At 67.2% G+C, this 20,092-nt stretch carries 15 protein-coding genes; 7 read left to right on the forward strand and 8 right to left on the reverse strand.

Annotated features, from left to right (window positions below; all coding sequences use genetic code 11):
* Window positions 1-32: 32 nt before the first annotated feature.
* The 5 genes from FPZ61_RS00505 to FPZ61_RS00525 all read right to left on the reverse strand — a co-directional run bounded on the left by FPZ61_RS00505 (window position 33) and on the right by FPZ61_RS00525 (window position 6,714).
* On the reverse strand, window positions 33-872 hold the full coding sequence (locus FPZ61_RS00505) for an MOSC domain-containing protein (RefSeq protein WP_370593313.1): 840 nt from the start codon (window positions 870-872) through the stop codon (window positions 33-35).
* Between the two features lie 62 nt (window positions 873-934).
* A complete protein-coding gene (gene moaB / locus FPZ61_RS00510; RefSeq protein WP_185464298.1) occupies window positions 935-1,489 on the reverse strand; it encodes a molybdenum cofactor biosynthesis protein B in 555 nt (184 codons plus the stop codon).
* A 188-nt stretch (window positions 1,490-1,677) separates the two neighbouring features.
* Entirely contained in the window at window positions 1,678-3,039 is a 1,362-nt protein-coding gene (locus FPZ61_RS00515) for a diacylglycerol kinase family protein (RefSeq protein WP_370593312.1), read from the reverse strand.
* On the reverse strand, window positions 2,990-6,103 hold the full coding sequence (locus FPZ61_RS00520) for a DEAD/DEAH box helicase (RefSeq protein ID WP_185464297.1): 3,114 nt from the start codon (window positions 6,101-6,103) through the stop codon (window positions 2,990-2,992). The genes FPZ61_RS00515 and FPZ61_RS00520 overlap by 50 nt, the downstream gene beginning before the upstream one ends.
* A 146-nt stretch (window positions 6,104-6,249) precedes the next feature.
* The gene (locus tag FPZ61_RS00525) at window positions 6,250-6,714 is read right to left on the reverse strand and encodes a hypothetical protein (RefSeq protein WP_185464296.1); all 465 of its coding nucleotides are present in this window, start codon (window positions 6,712-6,714) and stop codon (window positions 6,250-6,252) included.
* A 33-nt stretch (window positions 6,715-6,747) separates the two neighbouring features.
* Between FPZ61_RS00525 and alaS the strand changes: the two genes are divergently transcribed.
* From alaS to FPZ61_RS00545, 4 genes are all read left to right on the forward strand, one after another.
* Entirely contained in the window at window positions 6,748-9,438 is a 2,691-nt protein-coding gene (gene alaS, locus FPZ61_RS00530; protein ID WP_185464295.1) for an alanine--tRNA ligase, read from the forward strand.
* Between the two features lie 94 nt (window positions 9,439-9,532).
* Window positions 9,533-11,395: a glutaminase A gene (glsA, locus tag FPZ61_RS00535; protein ID WP_185464294.1), complete on the forward strand. Its 1,863-nt coding sequence runs from the start codon at window positions 9,533-9,535 to the stop codon at window positions 11,393-11,395.
* Between the two features lie 13 nt (window positions 11,396-11,408).
* Window positions 11,409-13,313 carry a CHASE2 domain-containing protein gene (locus FPZ61_RS00540; protein WP_185464293.1) on the forward strand — a complete coding sequence of 635 codons (1,905 nt, stop codon included), beginning with the start codon at window positions 11,409-11,411 and terminating at the stop codon, window positions 13,311-13,313.
* Between the two features lie 96 nt (window positions 13,314-13,409).
* Window positions 13,410-14,054: a hypothetical protein gene (locus FPZ61_RS00545; protein ID WP_185464292.1), complete on the forward strand. Its 645-nt coding sequence runs from the start codon at window positions 13,410-13,412 to the stop codon at window positions 14,052-14,054.
* Between the two features lie 8 nt (window positions 14,055-14,062).
* On the opposite strand, the gene FPZ61_RS00550 is transcribed toward FPZ61_RS00545, so the two are convergent.
* Window positions 14,063-15,541 carry a mechanosensitive ion channel family protein gene (locus FPZ61_RS00550; protein WP_185474715.1) on the reverse strand — a complete coding sequence of 493 codons (1,479 nt, stop codon included), beginning with the start codon at window positions 15,539-15,541 and terminating at the stop codon, window positions 14,063-14,065.
* A gap of 197 nt (window positions 15,542-15,738) precedes the next feature.
* Here FPZ61_RS00550 and FPZ61_RS00555 point away from each other — a divergent pair, with 197 nt between their 5' ends.
* Window positions 15,739-16,419: an SIMPL domain-containing protein gene (locus FPZ61_RS00555; protein WP_255441234.1), complete on the forward strand. Its 681-nt coding sequence runs from the start codon at window positions 15,739-15,741 to the stop codon at window positions 16,417-16,419.
* Window positions 16,420-16,515: 96 nt separating this feature from the next.
* The gene (locus FPZ61_RS00560; protein WP_185464289.1) at window positions 16,516-16,905 is read left to right on the forward strand and encodes a DUF3307 domain-containing protein; all 390 of its coding nucleotides are present in this window, start codon (window positions 16,516-16,518) and stop codon (window positions 16,903-16,905) included.
* On the opposite strand, the gene FPZ61_RS00565 is transcribed toward FPZ61_RS00560, so the two are convergent.
* On the reverse strand, window positions 16,902-17,456 hold the full coding sequence (locus FPZ61_RS00565; RefSeq protein ID WP_255441235.1) for a Crp/Fnr family transcriptional regulator: 555 nt from the start codon (window positions 17,454-17,456) through the stop codon (window positions 16,902-16,904). The genes FPZ61_RS00560 and FPZ61_RS00565 overlap by 4 nt on opposite strands.
* Window positions 17,457-17,510: 54 nt before the next feature.
* Window positions 17,511-19,484 (reverse strand): biosynthetic arginine decarboxylase, encoded by a 1,974-nt coding sequence (gene speA / locus FPZ61_RS00570; RefSeq protein WP_185464415.1) that lies wholly within the window; start codon window positions 19,482-19,484, stop codon window positions 17,511-17,513.
* A 146-nt stretch (window positions 19,485-19,630) separates the two neighbouring features.
* Here speA and ndk point away from each other — a divergent pair, with 146 nt between their 5' ends.
* A complete protein-coding gene (ndk, locus tag FPZ61_RS00575) occupies window positions 19,631-20,089 on the forward strand; it encodes a nucleoside-diphosphate kinase (protein WP_185464287.1) in 459 nt (152 codons plus the stop codon).
* Window positions 20,090-20,092: the final 3 nt, after the last annotated feature.

Consider the following 20,092-nt stretch of genomic DNA (forward strand, 5'->3'; position numbering starts at 1 on the left):
GCCACCCCCAGCGGACCCTGCCGCCATCGCGTTCAGCCCAGCAGGACCACCGGATCACCCACGTGCACATCTCCGGGGTTGTTCACGCTCAGGCGGATTCCAGCCACCACATTGTTGTGCCGTGCCGTGGCCCGCAGGATCTCCAGGTCTTCCGGCAGTTCGCCCTGGCTGAGGGTGGTCACCACACAGCGCGGGCAGCCATCGCTGACGTGGAGCTGCAGGTCATCGCCGAGGGCGAGGTTGTGGCCGATCCAGGACTCCTCCACAAAGCCGCTGGCGCCCGCTTCCGGGCGGATCAGCAGGTTCGGGCGAAAGCGCTCCACGGCGAAGTCGAGCAGGGGTTCCAGCTGCCGCAGCCGCTCCAGGCTGGCCGTGCTGATGGCGTGAATCGGGCAGGAGTCGAAGAAGGTGCCGGGCGGCAGCACCAGCTCGTTGACCACATCCTGAAACTCCCGCTGCTGTACCGCTGGCCAGTACTGATCCAGGCTGGCTCCCTGCGGAGACTGGTCCAGCAGGCTCACCTCCCGGCCGAGGCGTTGGCTGAGCCAGCTGTCCACGGCGGCATCGCTGCTGATCATGCGGGCGCCCTCGGAGGGCTCCTGCCCTCCGGCCGGGGCGGTGATCGCCACCGCCGGTGGCGCCGCTTCTGCCTGCGGTGGCTCCAGGCACCGGGCCGCATAGCCGAGCAGGTCACGCCACAACCTTGGATTCTTGGCGCTGGCCACCCGGCCCGTGGCGTGGTCCCAGAGGGCATAGGCCCGATCGCCGACGAGCCCGCCGCTGCCGATCGTGGCGGCTTCGAGGCGCTCTCCCAGCATCGATTTCACCGGGTAGCGCCAGATCGCCTCCACCCGTCCGACGATCTGTCCCACCCTCTGCTCCACTGGCTTCGCTCACCACAGCATTTCAACCGCCGACCCGGGCCAGGCGGGGTTCAGCCCACACCTTTTCCAACGCCCGGGCTGGTCGCCGGGCGACGGGGATCTTCATTCAGCCGTGGCAGCAGCTGCACCAGGTTGCAGGGCTGCGTGGCGTCATCGAGCTGGGCTCGGATCAGCCGGTCCCAGGCCGTGGCCACCGCATCGAGAGAGCCAGGCAGCACGAACAGGATCGTGCCGTTGGCCACCCCCGCCAGGCAGCGGCTCTGCAGGGTGCTGGTGCCGATCGACTCGAAGGAGAGCACCCGGAACAGCTCCCCGAACCCCTCGATCGTCTTGTCGAGCAGGGGCGCCACCGCTTCCGGTGTGCCGTCACGGCCGGTGAGGCCCGTGCCGCCGCTGCTGATCACCACCTGCACGGCCGGATCGGCGATCCAGGTGCTCAGGGCGGCGCGGATGGCGTAGCGGTTGTCGGGCACCAGCCGGCGTTCCACCAGGTGGTGGCCAGCGGACTCCAGCCGCTGGCGCAGGGCATCGCCGGAGGGGTCACCACTGGAGGGATCGGCGCTGCGGCGATCCGACACCGTGAGCAGGGCGATGGCGAGGGACACCGGGGCAGGGGCGGTTTGACCTTGTTTACAGGCAGATCGGCACCACTGGGACCACTGCGCATCAGCTCAAGCCAAAACACATCGACGCCGGCCCAGCGGAAGGTGGAGCAGCGGTTGGGCAGAGGTCGTAGGTCCGATCCTGGCGCCGTAACGCGACAAGCCGGTGTCCCCCAGGGTCATTGCCGGACTCAGTCCACGGGGAGAGGGACGAACACCGTCAGCGCCCCGTCCAGGCAGACGATGTTGATCGGTTCGGCCTCGATCAGTTCGCCGTCGATCACCAGTTTCTGGGGTGGATCGGTGCTGATCGTGATCGCGTGCGCCCGCAGGCAGAGCAGATCGGGCCGGTTGGTGGGTGTGCGGACCACGGCGGAGGCCACCAGGGAGGCGAAGGTGTTCAGCCCCTGCAGCCGGTTGACGGGGGAGGCGATGGTGATCTCCAGCAGGCCGTCGTCGGGGATCACCTGGCCGAATCCCTGCGCCAGAACTGAGGTGGCCGGGGCCACATTCGCCACCGTGATCGCCCCGGTCTGCAACTCGGTCACCTGTCCCTCGATGGTCAGCCTCGCCTGGAAGGGCTCCTGGGTGGCCAGTTGCTGGGCGCCGGCCAGCACGTAGGCCAGGGGGCCCAGCATGGTCTTGAGCTCCCGGGTGGCCCGGTCCACCATCCCCGCCTCGAAGCCGAGGCCCGCCAGCAGGATCATCGGCGTGTCGTTGCAACGGGCCGCGTCCACCACCCGGGTGTGTCCGGCCAGAATCGTGCGGCAGGCCCACTCCAGGTCGGTGGGGATGTCCAGGGCGTTGGCGAAGGCGTTGGCGGTGCCCCGGGGGATCACCCCCAGGGGAATGCCGGTCTCGATCACGGCACCCGCCACGGCCGAGACCGTGCCATCACCACCGCTGGCCAGGATCATCACGCTGCCGCTCTCGGGTTCGGGCCGTGCCTGCAGGATGTCCACCAGCTCCCGTGTCTGATCGGCAGGGTCACGATCCGGGCGGGTCATCACCACGTTGAGCACCAGCTGCGGCTCCAGCAGGGCCCGGATCAGGGCCAGATCCTCATTGGGGTCCCCCTGGCCGGCCACCGGGTTGAAGATCAGGTAGGCCAGCCGGCAGCGACCCAGGCCTCGCAGGGCCAGGGTGGCGGTGGCCTCGTTCAGGGCCAGGGGCGTGTCGGCCAGGGCGCAGACCCGCAGCAGCAGGCGCAGGTCGGGGGTGCCGGCCAGGGCGGTGGCTGGATCCACGAAGAACAGCACGGCGCTGACCGCGCCGCTCAGGATCCGCTCGGCCAGCTGGATGTCGCCGCCGGCAGCCAATCCCCCCTCCGGGGTCAGCTTCAGGCCGGCGGTGCGTTCATCCCGGGCCAGATCGCCGGCCAATTCAGCGGGGGCCAGCAGGGGGAATCCATCGAGCAGGGGCTGGTGATGATCCAGCCAGTCGAGCAGCCTTGGGGTGCCGTTCCCGTCGGCCAGCAGAACAATCGCTCCGGCCATCACCGGATCACTCCTCAAGGGACACCAGATCGCGCAGCTGGCCGGGGTCGAGGCCACCCAGCCACTCCTCACCGCTGCCCACGATGTCTTCGGCCAGTCGGGCCTTCTCCCGGATCATGCGGTCGATCTTCTCCTCCACCGAGCCGCTGGTGATGAACTTGTGAACCATCACCCGGTTGGTCTGGCCGATGCGGTAGGCGCGGTCGGTGGCCTGGTTCTCCACTGCCGGATTCCACCAGCGGTCGATGTGGAACACGTGGCTGGCCCTGGTGAGGTTGAGGCCCACGCCGCCTGCCTTGAGCGAGAGCAGGAACAATTGAGGGCCCCGGGGGTCCTCCTGGAAGCGATCCACCATCGCCTGACGCTCCGCCTTGCTGGTGCTGCCGTAGAGGAAGGGCACCTCCTGGTGAAAGCGCTGCTGCAGGTGGGTCTGGAGCAGGTGCCCCCATTCGGCGAATTGCGTGAAGAGCAGGGCCCGGTCGCCGGCCTCAATCACTTCCTCCACGATTTCCTCAAGGCGCTGCAACTTGGCTGAGCGGGCGCTGAAGCCTGTCCCCACCTCCGGTTCCTTGAGCATCAGGGCCGGGTGGTTGCAGACCTGCTTGAGCTTGGTGAGCAGGCCCAGCACCTGGCCGTGCTTCTTGCCCACGGGTGCCCGCGCGATCGCATCGAGGGTCTCCTCCACGGTGCGGCGGTAGAGCTTCACCTGTTCGGGGGAGAGCCCCACCCATTCGCTCAGTTCCACCTTCTCGGGCAGGTCGGAGATGATCGAGCGGTCGGTCTTGAGGCGCCGCAGGATGAACGGACCCACCCGGGCCTTGAGGTCGCTCACCGACGCCATGTCGCCGTAGCGCTCGATCGGCAGGCGGTAGCGCTGGCGGAAGAACTCCTCCTCCCCCAGCACCTTCGGGTTGAGAAAGTCCATCAGGGCCCAGAGCTCGCTCACCCTGTTCTCCACCGGCGTGCCGGTGAGGGCGATGCGGAAACGGCTCTGCTTGAGCGGCCGTGCCAGATCGCGGGCTGCCTGCGACTGCCGGGCCGATGAATTCTTGATTGCCTGGGCTTCATCGATCACCAGCCCCTGCCAGTCGAGGCTGCTCAGCAGTGCGCTGTCGCGCTGCAGCAGGCCGTAGCTGGTGAGGACCAGATCCACCCCCTCCAGCTTCTTCTTCAGGGCGGCGGGGGTGGACGGCCGCCGGGGGCCGTAGTGCTCCACCACGCTCAGTTCCGGGGTGAAGCCCTTCGCCTCCCGCAGCCAGTTGGTGAGCACCGAGGTGGGGGCCACCAGCAACACCGGACGTTTCAGTTCCTTCTCCGCCTTGAGGTGCTGCAGGAAGGCCAGCAGCTGGATGGTCTTGCCCAGGCCCATGTCGTCGGCCAGGCAGGCCCCCTGATCGAAGCGGTGCAGGAAGGCCAGCCAGCCCAGCCCCCGTTCCTGGTAGGGCCGCAGCTGCCCGGCGAAGCCCTCGGGAGCCGGCAGGGGATCGGGAGCCTTCTGCTGGTGGTACTGCTCCAGCACCGCCTGCAGCCTCGGGCCGGCGATGAAACGGTGCACCGGCAGCCGCTGCAGGGTCTCTCCTTCGTTGCCGGTCAGGCGCAGGGCGTCATCGAGGCTGAGAACAGGATCGAGGGCGCAGAACTTCTCGGCATGGCGCAGATCACCGGGACGCAGCTCGATCCAGGCCCCTTTGTGCTGCACCAGGGGGCTGCGTTTGCCAGCCAGCCGCTCCAGGTCGCGCAGGGTGAGCGTGACTCCGCCGATCATCAGCTCCCAGTGCCATTGCAGGCTTTCGCCGAGGCTGAAGCCCCGGGAGCGCTCGGGCAGATCGGCTTCGATCGAGAGGCCGAGCCGGCTGGCAAGGCCTCCGCTGAGGCTGGGGGGCAGCACCACCCCCACACCCACATCGCGCAGCTTCAACGCGGCGGTGCGCACCAGCACGAAGGCTTCGGCCGGGGTGAGCGCCATCCGCTCGGGTGTGGCCGTGTCGAGGCCCCGTTCGATCGGCTCAAACACCTGCAGGGCCCGTCCCAGGCCCTCCAGCAGCAGTTCGCCGGGCTGCTGGAGTTCAGCTTCACCGAGCTGCAGGGCGCCGGCCCCGGCGGCCCAGACGCCGGCGGCGGGCAGCAGCAAGCTTGGGTCGGCTTCGGCCTGCAGGCTGAAGCGCAGGGGCCACAACTCCTCCCCCTCGCCGGGGGTGTCGAGCTCGAGGCAGGCCCGGGCCGGCTCCACCCGGCCGGCCACCGCTTCGCGCCAGTGGTGGGTGGCCACCTGCAGGCGCTCGCAGTCGTCGTCATCCAGATCGAGGCGCCCGTCTCCGGGTCCGAGGGCCCGCTGCCAGGCCGCCAGCAGTGGGTCCAGCCCCTCCGGCGCAGGGGTGAAGCCCGCGCGCATGCGCGCATCCACCAGATCCGTGAGGATCGAAGCCAGCCGTCGCCGTCCGGACCCCGGCCGCCAGCAGGCCAGTGAAACGCCGGCGTCTCCCAGGCCGGGCTCCAGGGCCGCCAGGGCCACCTGGGGCAGGCGCGAGGCCAGATCCTCCAGGCGACGCCGGTCGTCCTCGCGGTTGATCAGTGGCAGCCAGCGGGCGCGTCCCGCCTCCACCTGGGGCAGCAGCCGGCCCCGCGAGAGCAGGCTCAGCGACCAGCGCTGCAGGTGGCTCCACCAGCGCAGGTCATCGGCCAGGTCGGGATGGTCGCCCGAGAGGGGCAGGCGGCCCAGCCAGATCGTGGCGGCACCAGGCTCCAGCCACCAGCCCTCCACGCGCCAGGGCCACCACTCCACCGATTTCGGGATCGGCTCACCCGCCTGCAGCGGCAGGCCGCTCCAGGTGCTGCTGTCGGTTTTCCTTTTCCCCCTGGCGCCCTGCCGGCGGCTGGGCAGGCAGAGGTTGGCCCCTGCGGGGCGGAAATCCTCGGTCCAGAGGTCTGCTTCCTCCAGCCAGGCGCCGAGGTCGTCCTGATCGAGGCTGAGGGGGTGCAGCGGCGGCTCGCTTGCCGGGGCCTGTGGTTCCGCCACGCGCCAGGTGTCCCCCCAGAGCAGCAACCCTGGCCTGTAACCACCGCCAAGGGCGGGCACGGCCGCGGTTTCCCTCGACAGCCAGGTGGCGTGCAGCAGGCTCATGGCTGCTGGGACCCCTCAGAGCATGGGTGGCGTCGCATCGAGAACACCGGCAGCAACCACGGACATCGACCACGGACATCGCCTCGGCTCGCGTGAGCGGAGCGACTCCCCGGGCACTCTGCCGGATGGCGCGCCCACCGGCCCGCTCAGGGCCTCAGGGCCGACAGCCGGCGCTGCAGTGAGTGAAGCACCAGGGCACTGCCCGCCAGAGGCAGCCAGAGCGGCAGCCAGACCAGCAGCAGCTCCAGCGCCAGGCCCGGCAGCAACCGCAGCCCGCCTGCGTCCATCAGGGCACCGATGGCAGGCAGATCGGGGCTGGTGCCCAGGCTGCGGATGCCGCAGACCGCCCCCACCAGGCCGGCCTGCAGGTGGCTGTCGTCGGGATCGACCCGCTGCAGATGAAAGGCCAGCAACCCGTAGAAAAAGCCGCAGCCACCAGCCCTCAGGGCCGGCCTCAACCCCAGCACCAGGGCCAGCGCCAGGGCCGTGGCGCCTGCCAGCAGGGCCCAGGCAATCGACTGCAGGCGCAGCTGGGCGCGGTGGTCGGATGGGGCCGTCAGGGCGGGCACGGGGAGCGGGCGGAACGGGAGGGGCCTGTGCTGGGCGATCATGCCCTCTCCAGGGTTGATTTGCCGCGTCCGGCCATGGCTGCCACCTCATCCGCCCGCTCCGAGCGGCACCCACGCCCCCGCAGCGGCGCCGAGATCCGCGAGGCCTTCCTGGCCTTCTACGAAGCCCGGGGGCACCGCCGCATGGCCAGCGCCTCGCTGGTGCCTGATGACCCCACGGTGCTGCTCACCATCGCCGGAATGCTGCCTTTCAAGCCGGTGTTCCTGGGACAGGCGCCGAGGCCGGCCGCGCGGGCCACCACCAGCCAGAAGTGCATCCGCACCAACGACATCGAGAACGTGGGCCGCACGGCCCGGCATCACACGTTCTTCGAGATGCTCGGCAACTTCTCCTTCGGCGATTACTTCAAGGCCGAGGCGATGACCTGGGCCTGGGAGCTCTCCACAGGGGTGTTCGGCCTCGATCCGAAGCATCTGGTGGTCAGTGTCTTTCGCGACGACGACGAAGCGGCGGCGATCTGGCGCGACACGGTGGGGGTCGACCCCCGGCGGATCGTGCGCCTGGGTGAGGCCGACAACTTCTGGGTGTCGGGTCCCACAGGACCCTGCGGTCCCTGCTCCGAGATCTATTACGACTTCCGACCCGAGCTCGGTGACGACCACCTCGACCTGGAGGACGACAGCCGCTTCATCGAGTTCTACAACCTGGTGTTCATGCAGTTCAACCGCGACGCCGAGGGCAACCTCACGCCGCTGGAGAATCGCAACATCGACACCGGCATGGGCCTGGAACGCATGGCCCAGATCCTGCAGGGGGTTTCGAACAACTACGAAACCGACCTGATCTATCCGCTGATCGAAACCGCTGCCACCCTGGCTGGGATCGACTACCGGCAGCTGGACCCCCGCGGCCAGACCTCCCTGAAGGTGATCGGCGACCACAGCCGCGCCATCACCCAGCTGATCGCCGATGGGGTGACCGCCTCCAATCTGGGCCGTGGGTACATCCTGAGGCGGCTGCTTCGGCGGGTGGTGCGTCATGGCCGGTTGCTGGGCATCGACACTCCCTTCCTGCCGTCCATGGGGCAGGCGGCGATCGCCCTGATGGCGGAGGCCTATCCCCAGCTGGAGGAGCGGCGCGAGGCGATCATGGCTGAGCTGGCCCGGGAGGAGGCCCGTTTCCTGGAAACCCTCGAGCGTGGCGAGAAGCTTCTGGCGGAGGTGCTCTCGGCCCGGCCTGATCAGATCAGCGGGGAGCAGGCCTTCGAGCTCTACGACACCTACGGCTTCCCCCTGGAGCTCACCGAGGAGATCGCCGAGGAGCATGGGCTGGCCGTCGACCTGGCCGGCTTCGAGGCGGCGATGGAGGCCCAGCGCCAGCGGGCCAAGGCCGCCTCGGTGCGGCTGGATCTCACCCTGCAGGGGGCGATCGAGGCGATGGCCGAGCACTTGTCCCCCACCGACTTTCGCGGCTACGAGGCCCTGGAGCACCCCAGCCAGGTGATGGCCCTGGTGGTGAATGGTGAGCAGGCCCAGGCTGCGGTGGCGGGCGATGCCGTCCAGATCGTGCTGGATTCCACCCCGTTCTACGGCGAATCCGGAGGGCAGATCGGTGATCGCGGCGTGCTGGCGGGCGGTGCTCCGGGCGCTGGGCCCGAGGCCGGGGTGATCGTGCGGATCGAAGCGGTCAGCCACCAGCGCAAGCTGATCGTCCACCACGGCCGGATCGAGCGGGGCGAGCTGACCCTGGGGGACACCCTGACCGCCCTGGTGGACCGTGCCTGTCGCCGGCGTGTCCAGGCCCATCACACCGCCACCCATCTGCTGCAGGCGGCTCTCAAGCAGCTGGTGGATGCCTCGATCTCCCAGGCCGGCTCCCTGGTGGATTTTGAGCGGCTGCGCTTCGATTTCCATTGTCCCCGTGCCCTGAGCGCCGAGGAACTGGAGCGGATCGAGGAGCGGATCAACGGCTGGATCGCCGAGGCCCACGCCCTGGAGGTGCAAGAGATGGATCTGGAGCGGGCCCGTGCCGCCGGGGCCGTGGCCATGTTCGGGGAAAAGTATGGGGAGACGGTGCGGGTGGTGGATGTCCCGGGGGTCTCGATGGAGCTCTGCGGCGGCACCCATGTGGCCAACACCGCCGAGATCGGCCTGTTCCGGATCGTGAGCGAGACCGGCGTGGCGGCCGGCATCCGACGCATCGAAGCGGTGGCCGGCCCGGCGGTGCTCGATTACCTCAGGGAACGCGACAGCGTGGTGCGGGCCCTTACGGAACGCTTCAAGGTGCAGCCCGTCGAGATCCTGGCGCGGGTGAGCGGTCTTCAGGACGACCTCAAGGCCACGGCCAGGGCCCTGGAGGCCGCTCGCTCGGAGCTGGCCAGGGCCAGGGTCGCGGCACTGGCGGCCCAGACGCAGGAGGCGGGAGCGTTCCGGGTGCTGGTAGCGCGCCTCGATGGGGTGGAGGGTGCCGCCCTTCAGCCGGCCGCCCAGCAGCTCCAGGAGACGCTTGGCCCGGCCGGCGCCGTCGTCCTCGGTGGCCTGCCTGACACCGCCGAGTCCAGCAAGCTGATCCTGGTGGCAGCCTTCGGTGCTCAGGTGATCGACGCCGGGCCGAAAGCCGGGCCTTTCATCGCTGCGGTGGCCAAGCGCTGTGGAGGTGGTGGTGGCGGTCGTCCGCACCTGGCCCAGGCGGGAGGCCGTGATGCCGCCGCCCTTGACCCGGCCCTCGAGCAGGCCCGAGCCGACCTGATCGCTCGGCTCTCCTGAATGGTTGCTACGTATTGCCCGCTACAGACTGACCCGCCCGACACCGATTGGTATCTGTGCTCACCGGTATCCCACCCCGCTTGAGCCTGCTCGCATGATCGATACCCCCAGCAGCACGGCCGATGTCATTCAAGGGCTGCTGGCGGATCTCCACCGTCGCTACTCCCTGCTTGAGGACGGCGCTCCAGCCGACTACATCCCCGAGCTGGCCAAGGCGAATCCCTCTGATTTCGGCATCTCGATCGCCACAGTCGATGGCCGCCTCTACGAAGTGGGCGACACCCGCAAGCCGTTCACGATCCAGTCGATCTCCAAGCCGTTTGCCTATGGCCTGGCCCTGAAGTTGTTTTCAGGCCAGCACCTGGCCACGAAGGTGGGTGTGGAGCCCTCAGGGGATGCCTTCAACGCCATCAGCCTTGATCAGAAGACGGGTCGCCCCCGCAATCCGATGATCAACGCCGGAGCCATCGCCACCACGGCGCAGATCTGGAACCACGATCCGCATCAGGCCGAAGCTCTGATGCTCGACTTCTTCAGCGAACTGGCCGGACGTCGTCTGAGCATCGACCGGGAGGTGTTCCAGTCGGAGCGCTCCACCGGCCATCGCAACCGGGCGATCGGACACCTGCTGCGCAATTTCGGAATCATTGAGGATGATCCGGAAGAGTCGCTCGATCTCTACTTCAAGCAGTGTTCGATCACCGTCACCTGCCACGATCTGGCGGTGATGGCCGCCACCCTCGCCTGCCAGGGTCACAATCCCTTCACCGGCGCCAGGCCACTCACGCCGGAGATCACTGTGCGCATGCTGGCGTTGATGGCCACCTGCGGCACCTACGACTTCGCCGGTCAGTGGCTCTACGACGTGGGCATGCCCGCCAAGAGTGGCGTGGGCGGCGGGGTGCTGGCCGTGGTGCCCGGTCGGCTCGGCATCGCCACCTATTCGCCGCCTCTGGATGTGCTGGGCAACAGTGTGCGCGGCATTGCGGTCTGCAATGAGCTCTCCGACAGCCTCGGACTCAGTCTCTTCAACCAATACCCCCAGACCAGTTCCACGATCCGCCGTTCCTACAAGGGCACCCAGCGGCAGTCGCGGCGTTGGCGTGCAGTTGACCAGGCCAGGCTCCTGCAGGAGCGGCGGGATGCGATCCGAATCGTGCACGCCCAGGGAGTGCTTGATTTCGCCGCGATCGAGCGGCTGCTCTCCGAACTCAGCGAGATCATGGCCGACGCCTGGATCCTGGTGCTGGATGTGGCTCACGTCACCGAATTGCCGGAGGAATCCAGAGGGTTGTTCCTGAACGAGCTCACGTCCCTGCGGCGCAGTGGCGTGATCGTTCTGCTGGCCAGGGCCCAACATCTCGATCTTCCACGGACCCTGAGCGTGGCCAGTGAAGAGGAGGAGATGCCGAAGTTCACTCAATTGGATCAGGCACTGGAGTGGGCCGAGGATTTACTCCTGAACTCAAGAGGTGATGAGGACCGCACCCCTCCCTTCACCACGGAGATCGATCAGACGCTGGGCTTTCTGGGCATGCTGCAGCCCGGCCATCGCCAGACCCTGGCCGACCTGATGAAGTGCCGCACCTTTGCCAAGGATGACCTGGTGATCACCAAAGGTGATCCAGGCCATGAGCTCTTTCTGGTCAGGGAGGGACGCTTCACGATCACCGTTGAAATGCGGAGCAGCGATGGCCAGACCCATCAATCCCGCCTGGCCACCTTCGAGCCGGGGATGTGCTTCGGCGAGATTTCCTTTCTTTCCGGCGCGCCCCGCACCGCCAATGTCACTGCTGATCTCGACGGCAGCTGCTGGGTGCTGGAGCGCCATGATTTCGATACCCTGCGTCAGTGGGAGCCAGATGCCGTCACGGAACTGTTGCTGGCCCTCACCCGCGATCTGGGCACCAAGCTTGCCCTCACCAGCTATCAGCTCACGTTGATGGAGCATCTTTGAAGCCCCTGAGCCCATGACCTCCCGAGCGATCACATGGCTGCGCCGCTACGGGGTGTTCGTGGGCTGGGCAGGAGCCTGCGCGCTCGGCTTCGGGTTGTTCCCCGACATCTACGAGCGCTGGCAGCTGAATCTGTCCTCCCGCACCCAGGAGCTGCGCGGTCCGCGCCAGCCTCCGGGCGGTGTGGTGATCGTCGGCATCGACGACTACAGCCTGGTTCAGGGGCAGAACGCCGACCTGAGCCAGGACAAGGAGCTGCGACGCCTGGCGGCCTGGCCATGGCCGCGGGCCATCTACGACCGTGTGCTGGATCGCCTGTTTTCCGCCGGTGCCCGGGTGGTGGGTTTCGACCTTCTCTTCGATGCCCCCAGCAGCCATGGCCCGGAGGATGATCAGGCTCTGACCGAGGCCCTGCAGCGCCACAGCGGCAAGGTGGTGCTCGGTGCCCAGGTGTTTGAAAGCCGCGGCCGGGTGGGGGGGCTGACCCTCAGCGCTGCGATGCCCTTCCTTAGCGAGGCCGCAGGGGCCCGCAGCTCTGGACTTCTCAATGGCCTGCAGGATCCTGATGGCTACATCCGTCTGCGTCCCAGCACCTATGCCGAGCAGCTGCGTCAGTCCGGCATGTTGGATGTGCCACCGGGGCTCTCCACCCAGCTGATCACCAAGGGCGGTCTGGAAGAAATTCAGCCGCCGCCGCTGCTGGCCAACTGGCGCCCCCTGGTGGACCCCTATGGCCCGCCGCGCACGATCCCCACGATTCCGATCTGGGAGGTGCTGGAGTCGGGCAGCTTCTCCCGGCTCGATCAGCAGGGTGTTTTCAGCGATCAGGTGGTGCTGATCGGCCCCACCGCCAGCGTGCTGCAGGACATTCACCGCACGGCGTTCGCGGGAGCCGAGGGCATGCCCGGCGTGGAGATTCACGCCGCCGAGATCGCCAACCGACTGGAGGGCCGGGCTCTCTACATTCCCCCCACGGCCTGGTACGTGGCACCGTTGCTCGGGCTGGGGATGCTGGCCCTGGGCCTGGCCAGTGCCCGAGCTGAAAAACCCCTGGTTCGTCTCGGCGTCCTGGCGCTTCTCTCCGGCGGGATGGTGATCCTGGGCCTGATCCTGGTGAGCGCCTCCGGGACAGGGATCGGCATGGTGGGTCTCTCGGTCCTCACCCTCGCCACCGGTCTGGTCAGTGCCGGGGATGCCACGGTGCGCCTTCAATGGAATCGGCTGCGCCTGCGGCGGATGCTGGAGCGTTACCTCTCCCCTGCGGTGGCTGCTCAGATCGCCAGTCAGCCTGAGGAAGCTGATGAAATGCTGGGTGGCAAGGTCTCGGAGGTGGTGGTGTTCATCTGCGACGTGCGTGGCTTCACCCAGCGCACCACCCAGATGAGCAAGGAAGGCAAGGCCAGTGAATTGGTACAGCAATTGAATGAGTATTTCGCTGTCGTCGTTGATACGCTTCAGCGGAAAGGGGCGATCATCGACAAGTACATGGGCGACGCCGTCCTGGCTGTGTTCGGTGTCCCCCTGAACCGGGGAATCGCCGTCGAGGTCCAGTCGGCCCTGGAAGCGATTCTGGAGCTCCAGCACCAGATGGACTCCCTCAACGATCGCTGGGCCACCCAGGGGAAGGACCCCTGGGAGCAGGTGATGATTCTCAGTGGCGGGCCTGTGATCAGCGGCAACATCGGCTGCGCCTCACGGATGGATTACACGGTGATCGGCGACACGGTGAACATGGCCAGTCGCCTGGAGGGCGTGGCCAAGCAGTCGGGACGCGACATCATCCTCAGCAGGGTGGTGGCGGCCAATGCCGACCCCGCATGGAATCTGGAGCGGGTGGGCGAGTATGAGATCAGGGGTCAGGGAGCCCAGGAGGTGTTCACCATGCAACCGAGTGAGTATTACGAGCAGAATCAGGGTTAGTCTTGATCAGATCGTTCAGTGACTGGCCTCATGAACCGTCGCGTTGGTGCAACGTTTGCTGGACTCCTTCAGGTTGGCCTGCTGCAGGCCGTGCTGATGGCTCCCGCTTCTCCGCTTCATGCCGCAGCGTTTCAGCAGGCCACCATCAAGAGGTTGGTGGATGGTCGCGAGGTCTACATCAATGGAAAGGCCGCCCGGGTCAACCAGGTGGCCCGCTCCGGGCAGCAGGTGCGCACCGGCAAGAGCAGGGCCGAGCTCCTCTTCGATGGCCGCGCCACGGGCTTCATGGGCCGCTCCAGCGTGATCACTCTCGGCAACAGCTGCTTTCGCCTGAGCAAGGGTGCCGTGCTGGTGAGTGGTCCCCAGAAGGCCTGCCTCGGCTCCAAGGTACTGGGCGTGAAGGGCACCACCTACGTGCTCACCCGAGCTGACGACGGCCTGTACGACTTCGTGGTGCTGGAAGGTCAGGGCTATGTGGGCCCTGAAGACGGCTACGAGGAGAACCAGGACTCCACCTCCTCAGGCTCTGGAGCCGTGGCGGCGGGTGATCCATCCGGCAACACCACCTACGTCTGCAGCTGTGAAGTGGCCCGCTTCACAGCCGATGGTGAATTCGTCAGTCAGGGCAAGATGAGCAGCAGCCAATACCAGGCACTGCTGGGGCGGCATACTTCGGGTCAGTCCCAGTTGCCCAAAAGCTCAGCGATCCAGGAGGCCTTCTCCCGCTGCTACAGCGGCTGAGGCCGGCATCAGAGGGTGAGGTTCTCGAACAGTTGCTTCATGCGCCTGAGCAACTGATTCTCATGAGCCTTCACCTTCTCGCGCTCCATCCCCTCCAGTTCACCCCGGCGTTTGCTCACCAGGTGGGCCAGCCGGTCCATCAGGGGAGGGTTGTTCAGCAGAAGGGGTCCCAGGCTGGGCCGTGACACCTCCAGCAGCAGGCATTCCTCCAGGGCCCGCACGGTGGCGCTGCGTCGGCTGTCGGTGAGCATCGACATCTCGCCGAAGACATCCCCGTGCCTGAGGCAGGCCACCTGGAACGGCTCGGCCTCCTCCTGGTTCTTGAGCACCTCGACCACCCCCTGAACCACCTGGAAGAGAGAGTCGCCCGGGTTCCCTTCCCGCACCACCACCTCTCCAGGGGCGAAACGCAGGCAGCGGGTGGTCGTGGCCAGTTGGAACATCTCCTCTTCACTGAGGTCGCCGAACAGGGGGTTGCGGCTGAGCAGGCTGCGCCGATGCTCCATGCCGCGCTGCTCGGGATGTCCGGCATCGAGGATGCTGCGCTTCGGCCGCAGTTCACGCACCGGATAGGGAACGCTCTGGCCGGCCCGCTCGAGGGTGAACCAGATCTGCTCGAGCAGTTCACTGCGCAGGTCGAGCAGATCGCTCTGGTTTCCTGGCCTCTGGAAGGCCAGGATGTCGTAGGTGATGGCGCTGTCGGCAAAGGCCTGCACCCTCACCGCCGGAGGGGGCTCATCGAGCACCCGGGGATGCTTGTCCAGCACATCCAGCAGGAACTGACGGGCCCTGGAGGGGGGGAGGCTGTAGTCGAGCCCGATGTCGAAACGGTTGCCCATCACGCCAAAGGCCACGTGGTTGCGCACCACCACCTCGGTGACCTGGGTGTTGGGAACAACCACCAGCGAGCCGGTGATGTCCTTCAGGCAGGTGTCGCGCCAGTTGATCGACACCACCACCCCCATGGTCCCGTCACCAAGGTCGAGGAAATCACCCACGGTGAAGACATCATCGAACTGGAGCTCCAGACCCGCGAAGAGATCCTTGAGAGGTTCCTGGGCCGCCAGGCCCACCATGGCGGTGAGCACGGCCGAGGTGGTGACCAGGCTGACCAGGTTGAAGCGGGCCTGCTCCTGCACGAGGATCACCGTGGCCACGGTGCCGCCTCCCAGCATCAACAACTGCAGCAGAATCTGCGCCGGTTCCTTTCTCAGGCCCAGGGCGGCGGGTAGCTCCAGGAATCCCCAGAGGGCCATGCGGATGCCCAGATAGCTGAACATCAATTCGTCGATGGTGGAGATCCAGGTCCGGTAATGGAGGGGCAGGAGGATCAGCGGCAGGGTGCGCACCAGCGCCCAGCTCAGAATCGACAGGGTCGCCAGCTGGATGGGCAGCTTCGGCAGTCGAAGTCGCCGGACCAGGATCTGCAGCGGCAACAGCAGAACCATCACGACGATGGCTGAGACCCATACCTCCAGCAATGACATCCTGAGGTTCAGCGCTCAAAGGGGGAACGACCGGCCAGGGCCTTGCCTGGACAGCCTGTCGCGCAGGATAGGTGGCGAAGTTGGGCTCATTCCGCTCCCTGCGGCCCTTCTTGGGCCTCAGTTTTCGCTCCGACCATCACCATGGTCTTCAACACGTTCTTCACCATCGTCTGCCCATGGTTAGCCCCGGTCGCCCCATGGTCTTGTGGCCCCTGGCCCTGCTGCTTCTTCCGCTCGCTCCGCCAGCGGAAGCCCAGCAGGTGCAGCTGCGCTGTGATGGGACGCTGCTTGAAGCCAGGGGCATGGCTGAGCAGAAGCGCAGCATCGCCTTACTGAGGGTGTCTCTGGCGCTTTCGGGCGAAGCCGCCAGCTCCGATGGGGCCCTGGGCGAGCTGCAGCGACGGCTGGCTGATGTGCGCCAGGCCCTGCAGCGTCTGGAGGTGACGGAGCTGGCGGTGAGTTCCCCTTCGACCCGGCGGCGGGAGGCGAGCCCGAAACGCCCTGCGGCCGTGGAGGCCAGTCTGCAGGTGAGCGGGGTGCTAGCCCCGGCCCGGTTGCAGGCGCTGATCCGCTCGGTGGGGTCGTTGCCCGGTGTCCGCCTCAACCCGGTGCAACCCCAGGCCGATGAGAACGCAGATGCCGCCATCCGCGCTGCCTTGCTGCGGCTTGCCTATCGGGATGCCCTGCTCCAGGCCAGGCAGCTGGCCGAGGCGATTGGGCTGGGGACACCGACCCCGCTGGAGGTGCAGATCGAAGCGGGATCCCGGCCGATGCTGGCCAGGGGAGTGATGGCGGATGCCCCCCCCCCGTTCGAGGCCGACGAGTTGCCATCACCGATGGATCGGCTCGCGCTGCAGGTGCGCTTCTGCGCCCGCTGAGTGCTGACCAGTGAGTTCTCCGGGGCCGATGGTGGCCATGCATCCAGCGGAGCGGTCCCTTGAAGCGGCAAGCTGAGTGGATAGCTGATCACCGCCATGGCATTGGATGGTGCCCAGGCCATTGTCGGCCTAGGGCTTTTCACCCTGTTGGCCATGGGCCACTTCGTTGCTGACTTCGGCCTCCAGAGTGATCGGATGGCGGTGGAGAAGTGTCCCGGCAAAGATCACACCCTCCCCTGGCCCTGGTGGTTGCTGGCCCATTCCGGGATTCACGCCTTCTTCGTGAGCGTGATCACGGGCGTGATCTGGCTTGGTCTGGCCGAGTGGGGCCTCCATGCCCTGATCGATTACGGCAAGTGCCGCCACCGCTACGGGCTGGGGGTGGATCAATCCCTGCACATGGCCTGCAAGCTGATCTGGGTGCTGATCCTGCTGAGCTTCGGCCCCATTCCCACCGGAGCCCTGCTGCAGGCCTTCCCCCGCTAAGGCTTGATGGCCGGGGAGGAAGGATGGGGCGAGCGCGCTTTGCCGATCGTCACCAGCCGCTCCATCGCTGTGTTCAGGCAGTAATTCAGGGGTTGGATCGCCTTCTCCAGCTGGCTCAGCTGCGTCGTGTCGCCCCTCTCGCCGGCGGCAATGCCACTGAGCAGCAGGGCGATCACCTCATTGCTGCGCATGCAGCGCTGGCTCACCAGCGCCAGCATCTCCATGGCCAGGTCCACATCAAAGAGCAGGGTCTTGAGGAAGTTATCCACGCTCACCTCCACCAGCTCGGCGGGGCCCTCGACCACCCGCACATCGGCGGAGTGCTGACCTGAGCCGAACAGTCCCATCTCCCCCAGCAGTTCCTCGGCCTCGATCACGGCCAGAGTGTGGGGCTCGGGTTCGATCAACCGTACCTGGATCGCCACCTTGCCGCTGGTGAGCAGCATCAGGCTTTCGGCAGGATCCCCCTGCCGCATGATCAGCTCCCCGATGGCAACGAGACGGCGCACCGGTGCCAGCTCCTCATGGTGGATGTCCAGGAGCAGTTTCATGCGCTCCCGTACCACCTTCAGCTGCGGCTCATCTCCCCACATGGTTGGCTCCTCTCAGGTCTGCAGGTAGGTGCTCTGGCGCAGACTGCTCTCCAGATGGGCCATCAGCCGACCGGCATCGGGCAGCGGCAAGGTGCCGCGGTGAATGGCCGCTTCGCTGGCCACCCGCAGGCGCTCCAGCAGGGCATCGGGATCGTGTTCCATCGCTTCGAGCACCTGGGCGTTGCTGTTACCCCTCACCACATGGTCGACCCGGTAGCGCCCGTTGGCACCCAGACGGATATGGACCGCATTGGTGCTGCCGAACAGGTTGTGAAGGTTGCCCATCACTTCCTGGTAGGCGCCTCCCAGAAACAGGCCGATCCAGTAGGGCTCTCCGGCCCGCGGCTCATGCAGTTCCAGCAGCGGCTTGGCCTGGCCGGCGCCGATGAAGCGGGCCAGCTTGCCGTCGGAGTCGCAGGTGAGGTCAGCGAAGCTGCCCAGGCGGGTGGGTCGTTCCTCGAGCCGGTGGATGGGCATCACCGGAAAGAGCTGATCGATCGCCCAGGTGTCGGGAGCGGAGCGGAAGATCGAAAGGTTGGCGTAGTAGGTGCCCGCCAGGGTGGCCTGCAGGGTCCGAAGGTCGTCGGGAATGGGGGTGTCGGTGCTCCAGCGATCCAGCTGCTCCGCAATCGCCTGGCAGCAGGCCCAGTAGAGCTGCTCAGCCGCTCCCCGTTCGGTGAGGCTGAGGTAGCCCAGCCGGAAGGCGGAGAGGGCGTCCTGCTTGAACTTGATGGCGTCAGTCCAGCCTTCCTGCAGGTGGTCAACGTTGCCTGGCGTGTCCCGCACAGCGGCCCGGATCGAGGCCAGGGTGTCGCGCAGGTTGCGCACGATCAGCGGTTCCTCCGGCTGTCCCGCCGGCTCCTCCCCGGGCACCCCGGCGGTGCCGAGCACGTCGAAGACGAGCACACTGAAGTGGCTGACGATGGCGCGGCCGCTCTCGCTCACCAGGGTGGGCACCGGCACCCCGCGCGGCTCGCAGCATTCCCGCACCGTGGCCACCACGTCGTTGGCGTAGTTCTGCAGGGAATAGTTGGTGGAAGCGGCCGTGGCGGTGCGGCTGCCGTCGTAGTCGATGCCGAGGCCACCGCCCACATCCAGATAGCCCATCGGCGCCCCGAGCTCCGCCAGTTGCACATAGATCTGGCCCGCTTCCTGCAGGGCGTCCTTGAGCACGGCAATGTCGTTGATCTGGCTGCCCACGTGGAAATGGAGCAGGCGCAGCTCGCCGAGCAGATCGGCCCGACGCAGGGCCTCCACGGTGGCCAGCAGATCGGGCACCGAGAGGCCGAACTTGGCGCGCTCGCCCACTGAGCTTCCCCAGCGGCCGGTGCTGCGGCTGGCCAGCTTGGCGCGCACCCCGATCAGGGGGGCGGCCCCCAGCTCCCGACTGGCGGTGATGATCCGCTCCACCTCATCGGGTTGCTCGATCACCACCACCGGCTGGCGGCCGAGCCGACGGGCCAGGATCGCCGTCTCGATGTAGCGCTGGTCCTTGTAGCCGTTGCAGATCAGCAGGGCCTCGGGATCGTCCACCAGGGAGAGGGCGATCAGCAGTTCCGCCTTGCTGCCGGCCTCCAGGCCGAAATGCCACTGGCGGCCGCTCTCCACCAGCTGTTCCACCACGTGGCGTTGCTGGTTGCATTTCACCGGAAACACCCCCTGGTAGCGGCCGCCGTAGCCGTACTGGGCGATGGCCCGCTCAAAGGCGGCATGGAGCCTCTCCAGCCGGTCTTCGAGAATGTCGTCGAAGCGGATCAGCAGCGGCAGGGTGAGATCGCGCCCCTGAAGGCCCTGCACCAGCTCCACCAGATCCAGGCAGCCACCCCGCTCCCCCCGCGGCTGCACCATTACGTGCCCGCGGGCGCTCACGGAGAAATAGGGCTCACCCCAGCCGTCGAGGCCGTAGAGCCGGCTGCTGTCGGCCACGCTCCAGCCATCGCCGGCAGGAGCAGGGGGGGCGGAGCCGCGGGTCGGGTCGGCCCCCATGGCCGTGGGATCGGCGAGAACCATGGCGGAGCGGAGGGATCCCGGTGTGAGGCGTCAACAGGGAATCTAAGTAGGGTGGCCGCTGGTGCTTGCCAAGGGGTGGGGCCGGCGCGGACGATGGGCCGGATCCGCCGTCCTTCCTTGTCATGGCCGTTGAACGCACTTTCCTGGCCATCAAGCCCGATGGGGTGCAGCGGGGGCTGGTGGGGGAGATCCTCGGTCGCTTCGAGCGCAAGGGCTTCAAGCTGGTGGGGCTCAAGCAACTGGTGCCCAGCCGCGAGCTGGCCGAGAGCCACTACGGCGTGCACCGCGAGCGCCCCTTCTTCGCCGGCCTGGTCGACTTCATCACCAGTGGTCCGGTGGTGGCGATGGTGTGGGAAGGCGACGGCGTGATCGCCAGTGCCCGCAAGCTGATCGGTGCCACCAAGCCCCTGGAGGCTGAACCCGGCACCATTCGCGGTGACCTGGCGGTGAACATCGGCCGCAACGTGATTCACGGTTCCGATGCGCCCGAAACCGCCGTCTTCGAGATCGGTCTCTGGTTCCAGCCCTCCGAGCTGAGCGACTGGACGCCCGCCGATCAGGTGTGGCGCAGCGAAGACTGAGCG

Origin of the sequence: Synechococcus sp. BSA11S, from assembly GCF_014224355.1 — a bacterium.
GTDB lineage: Bacteria > Cyanobacteriota > Cyanobacteriia > PCC-6307 > Cyanobiaceae > Regnicoccus_A.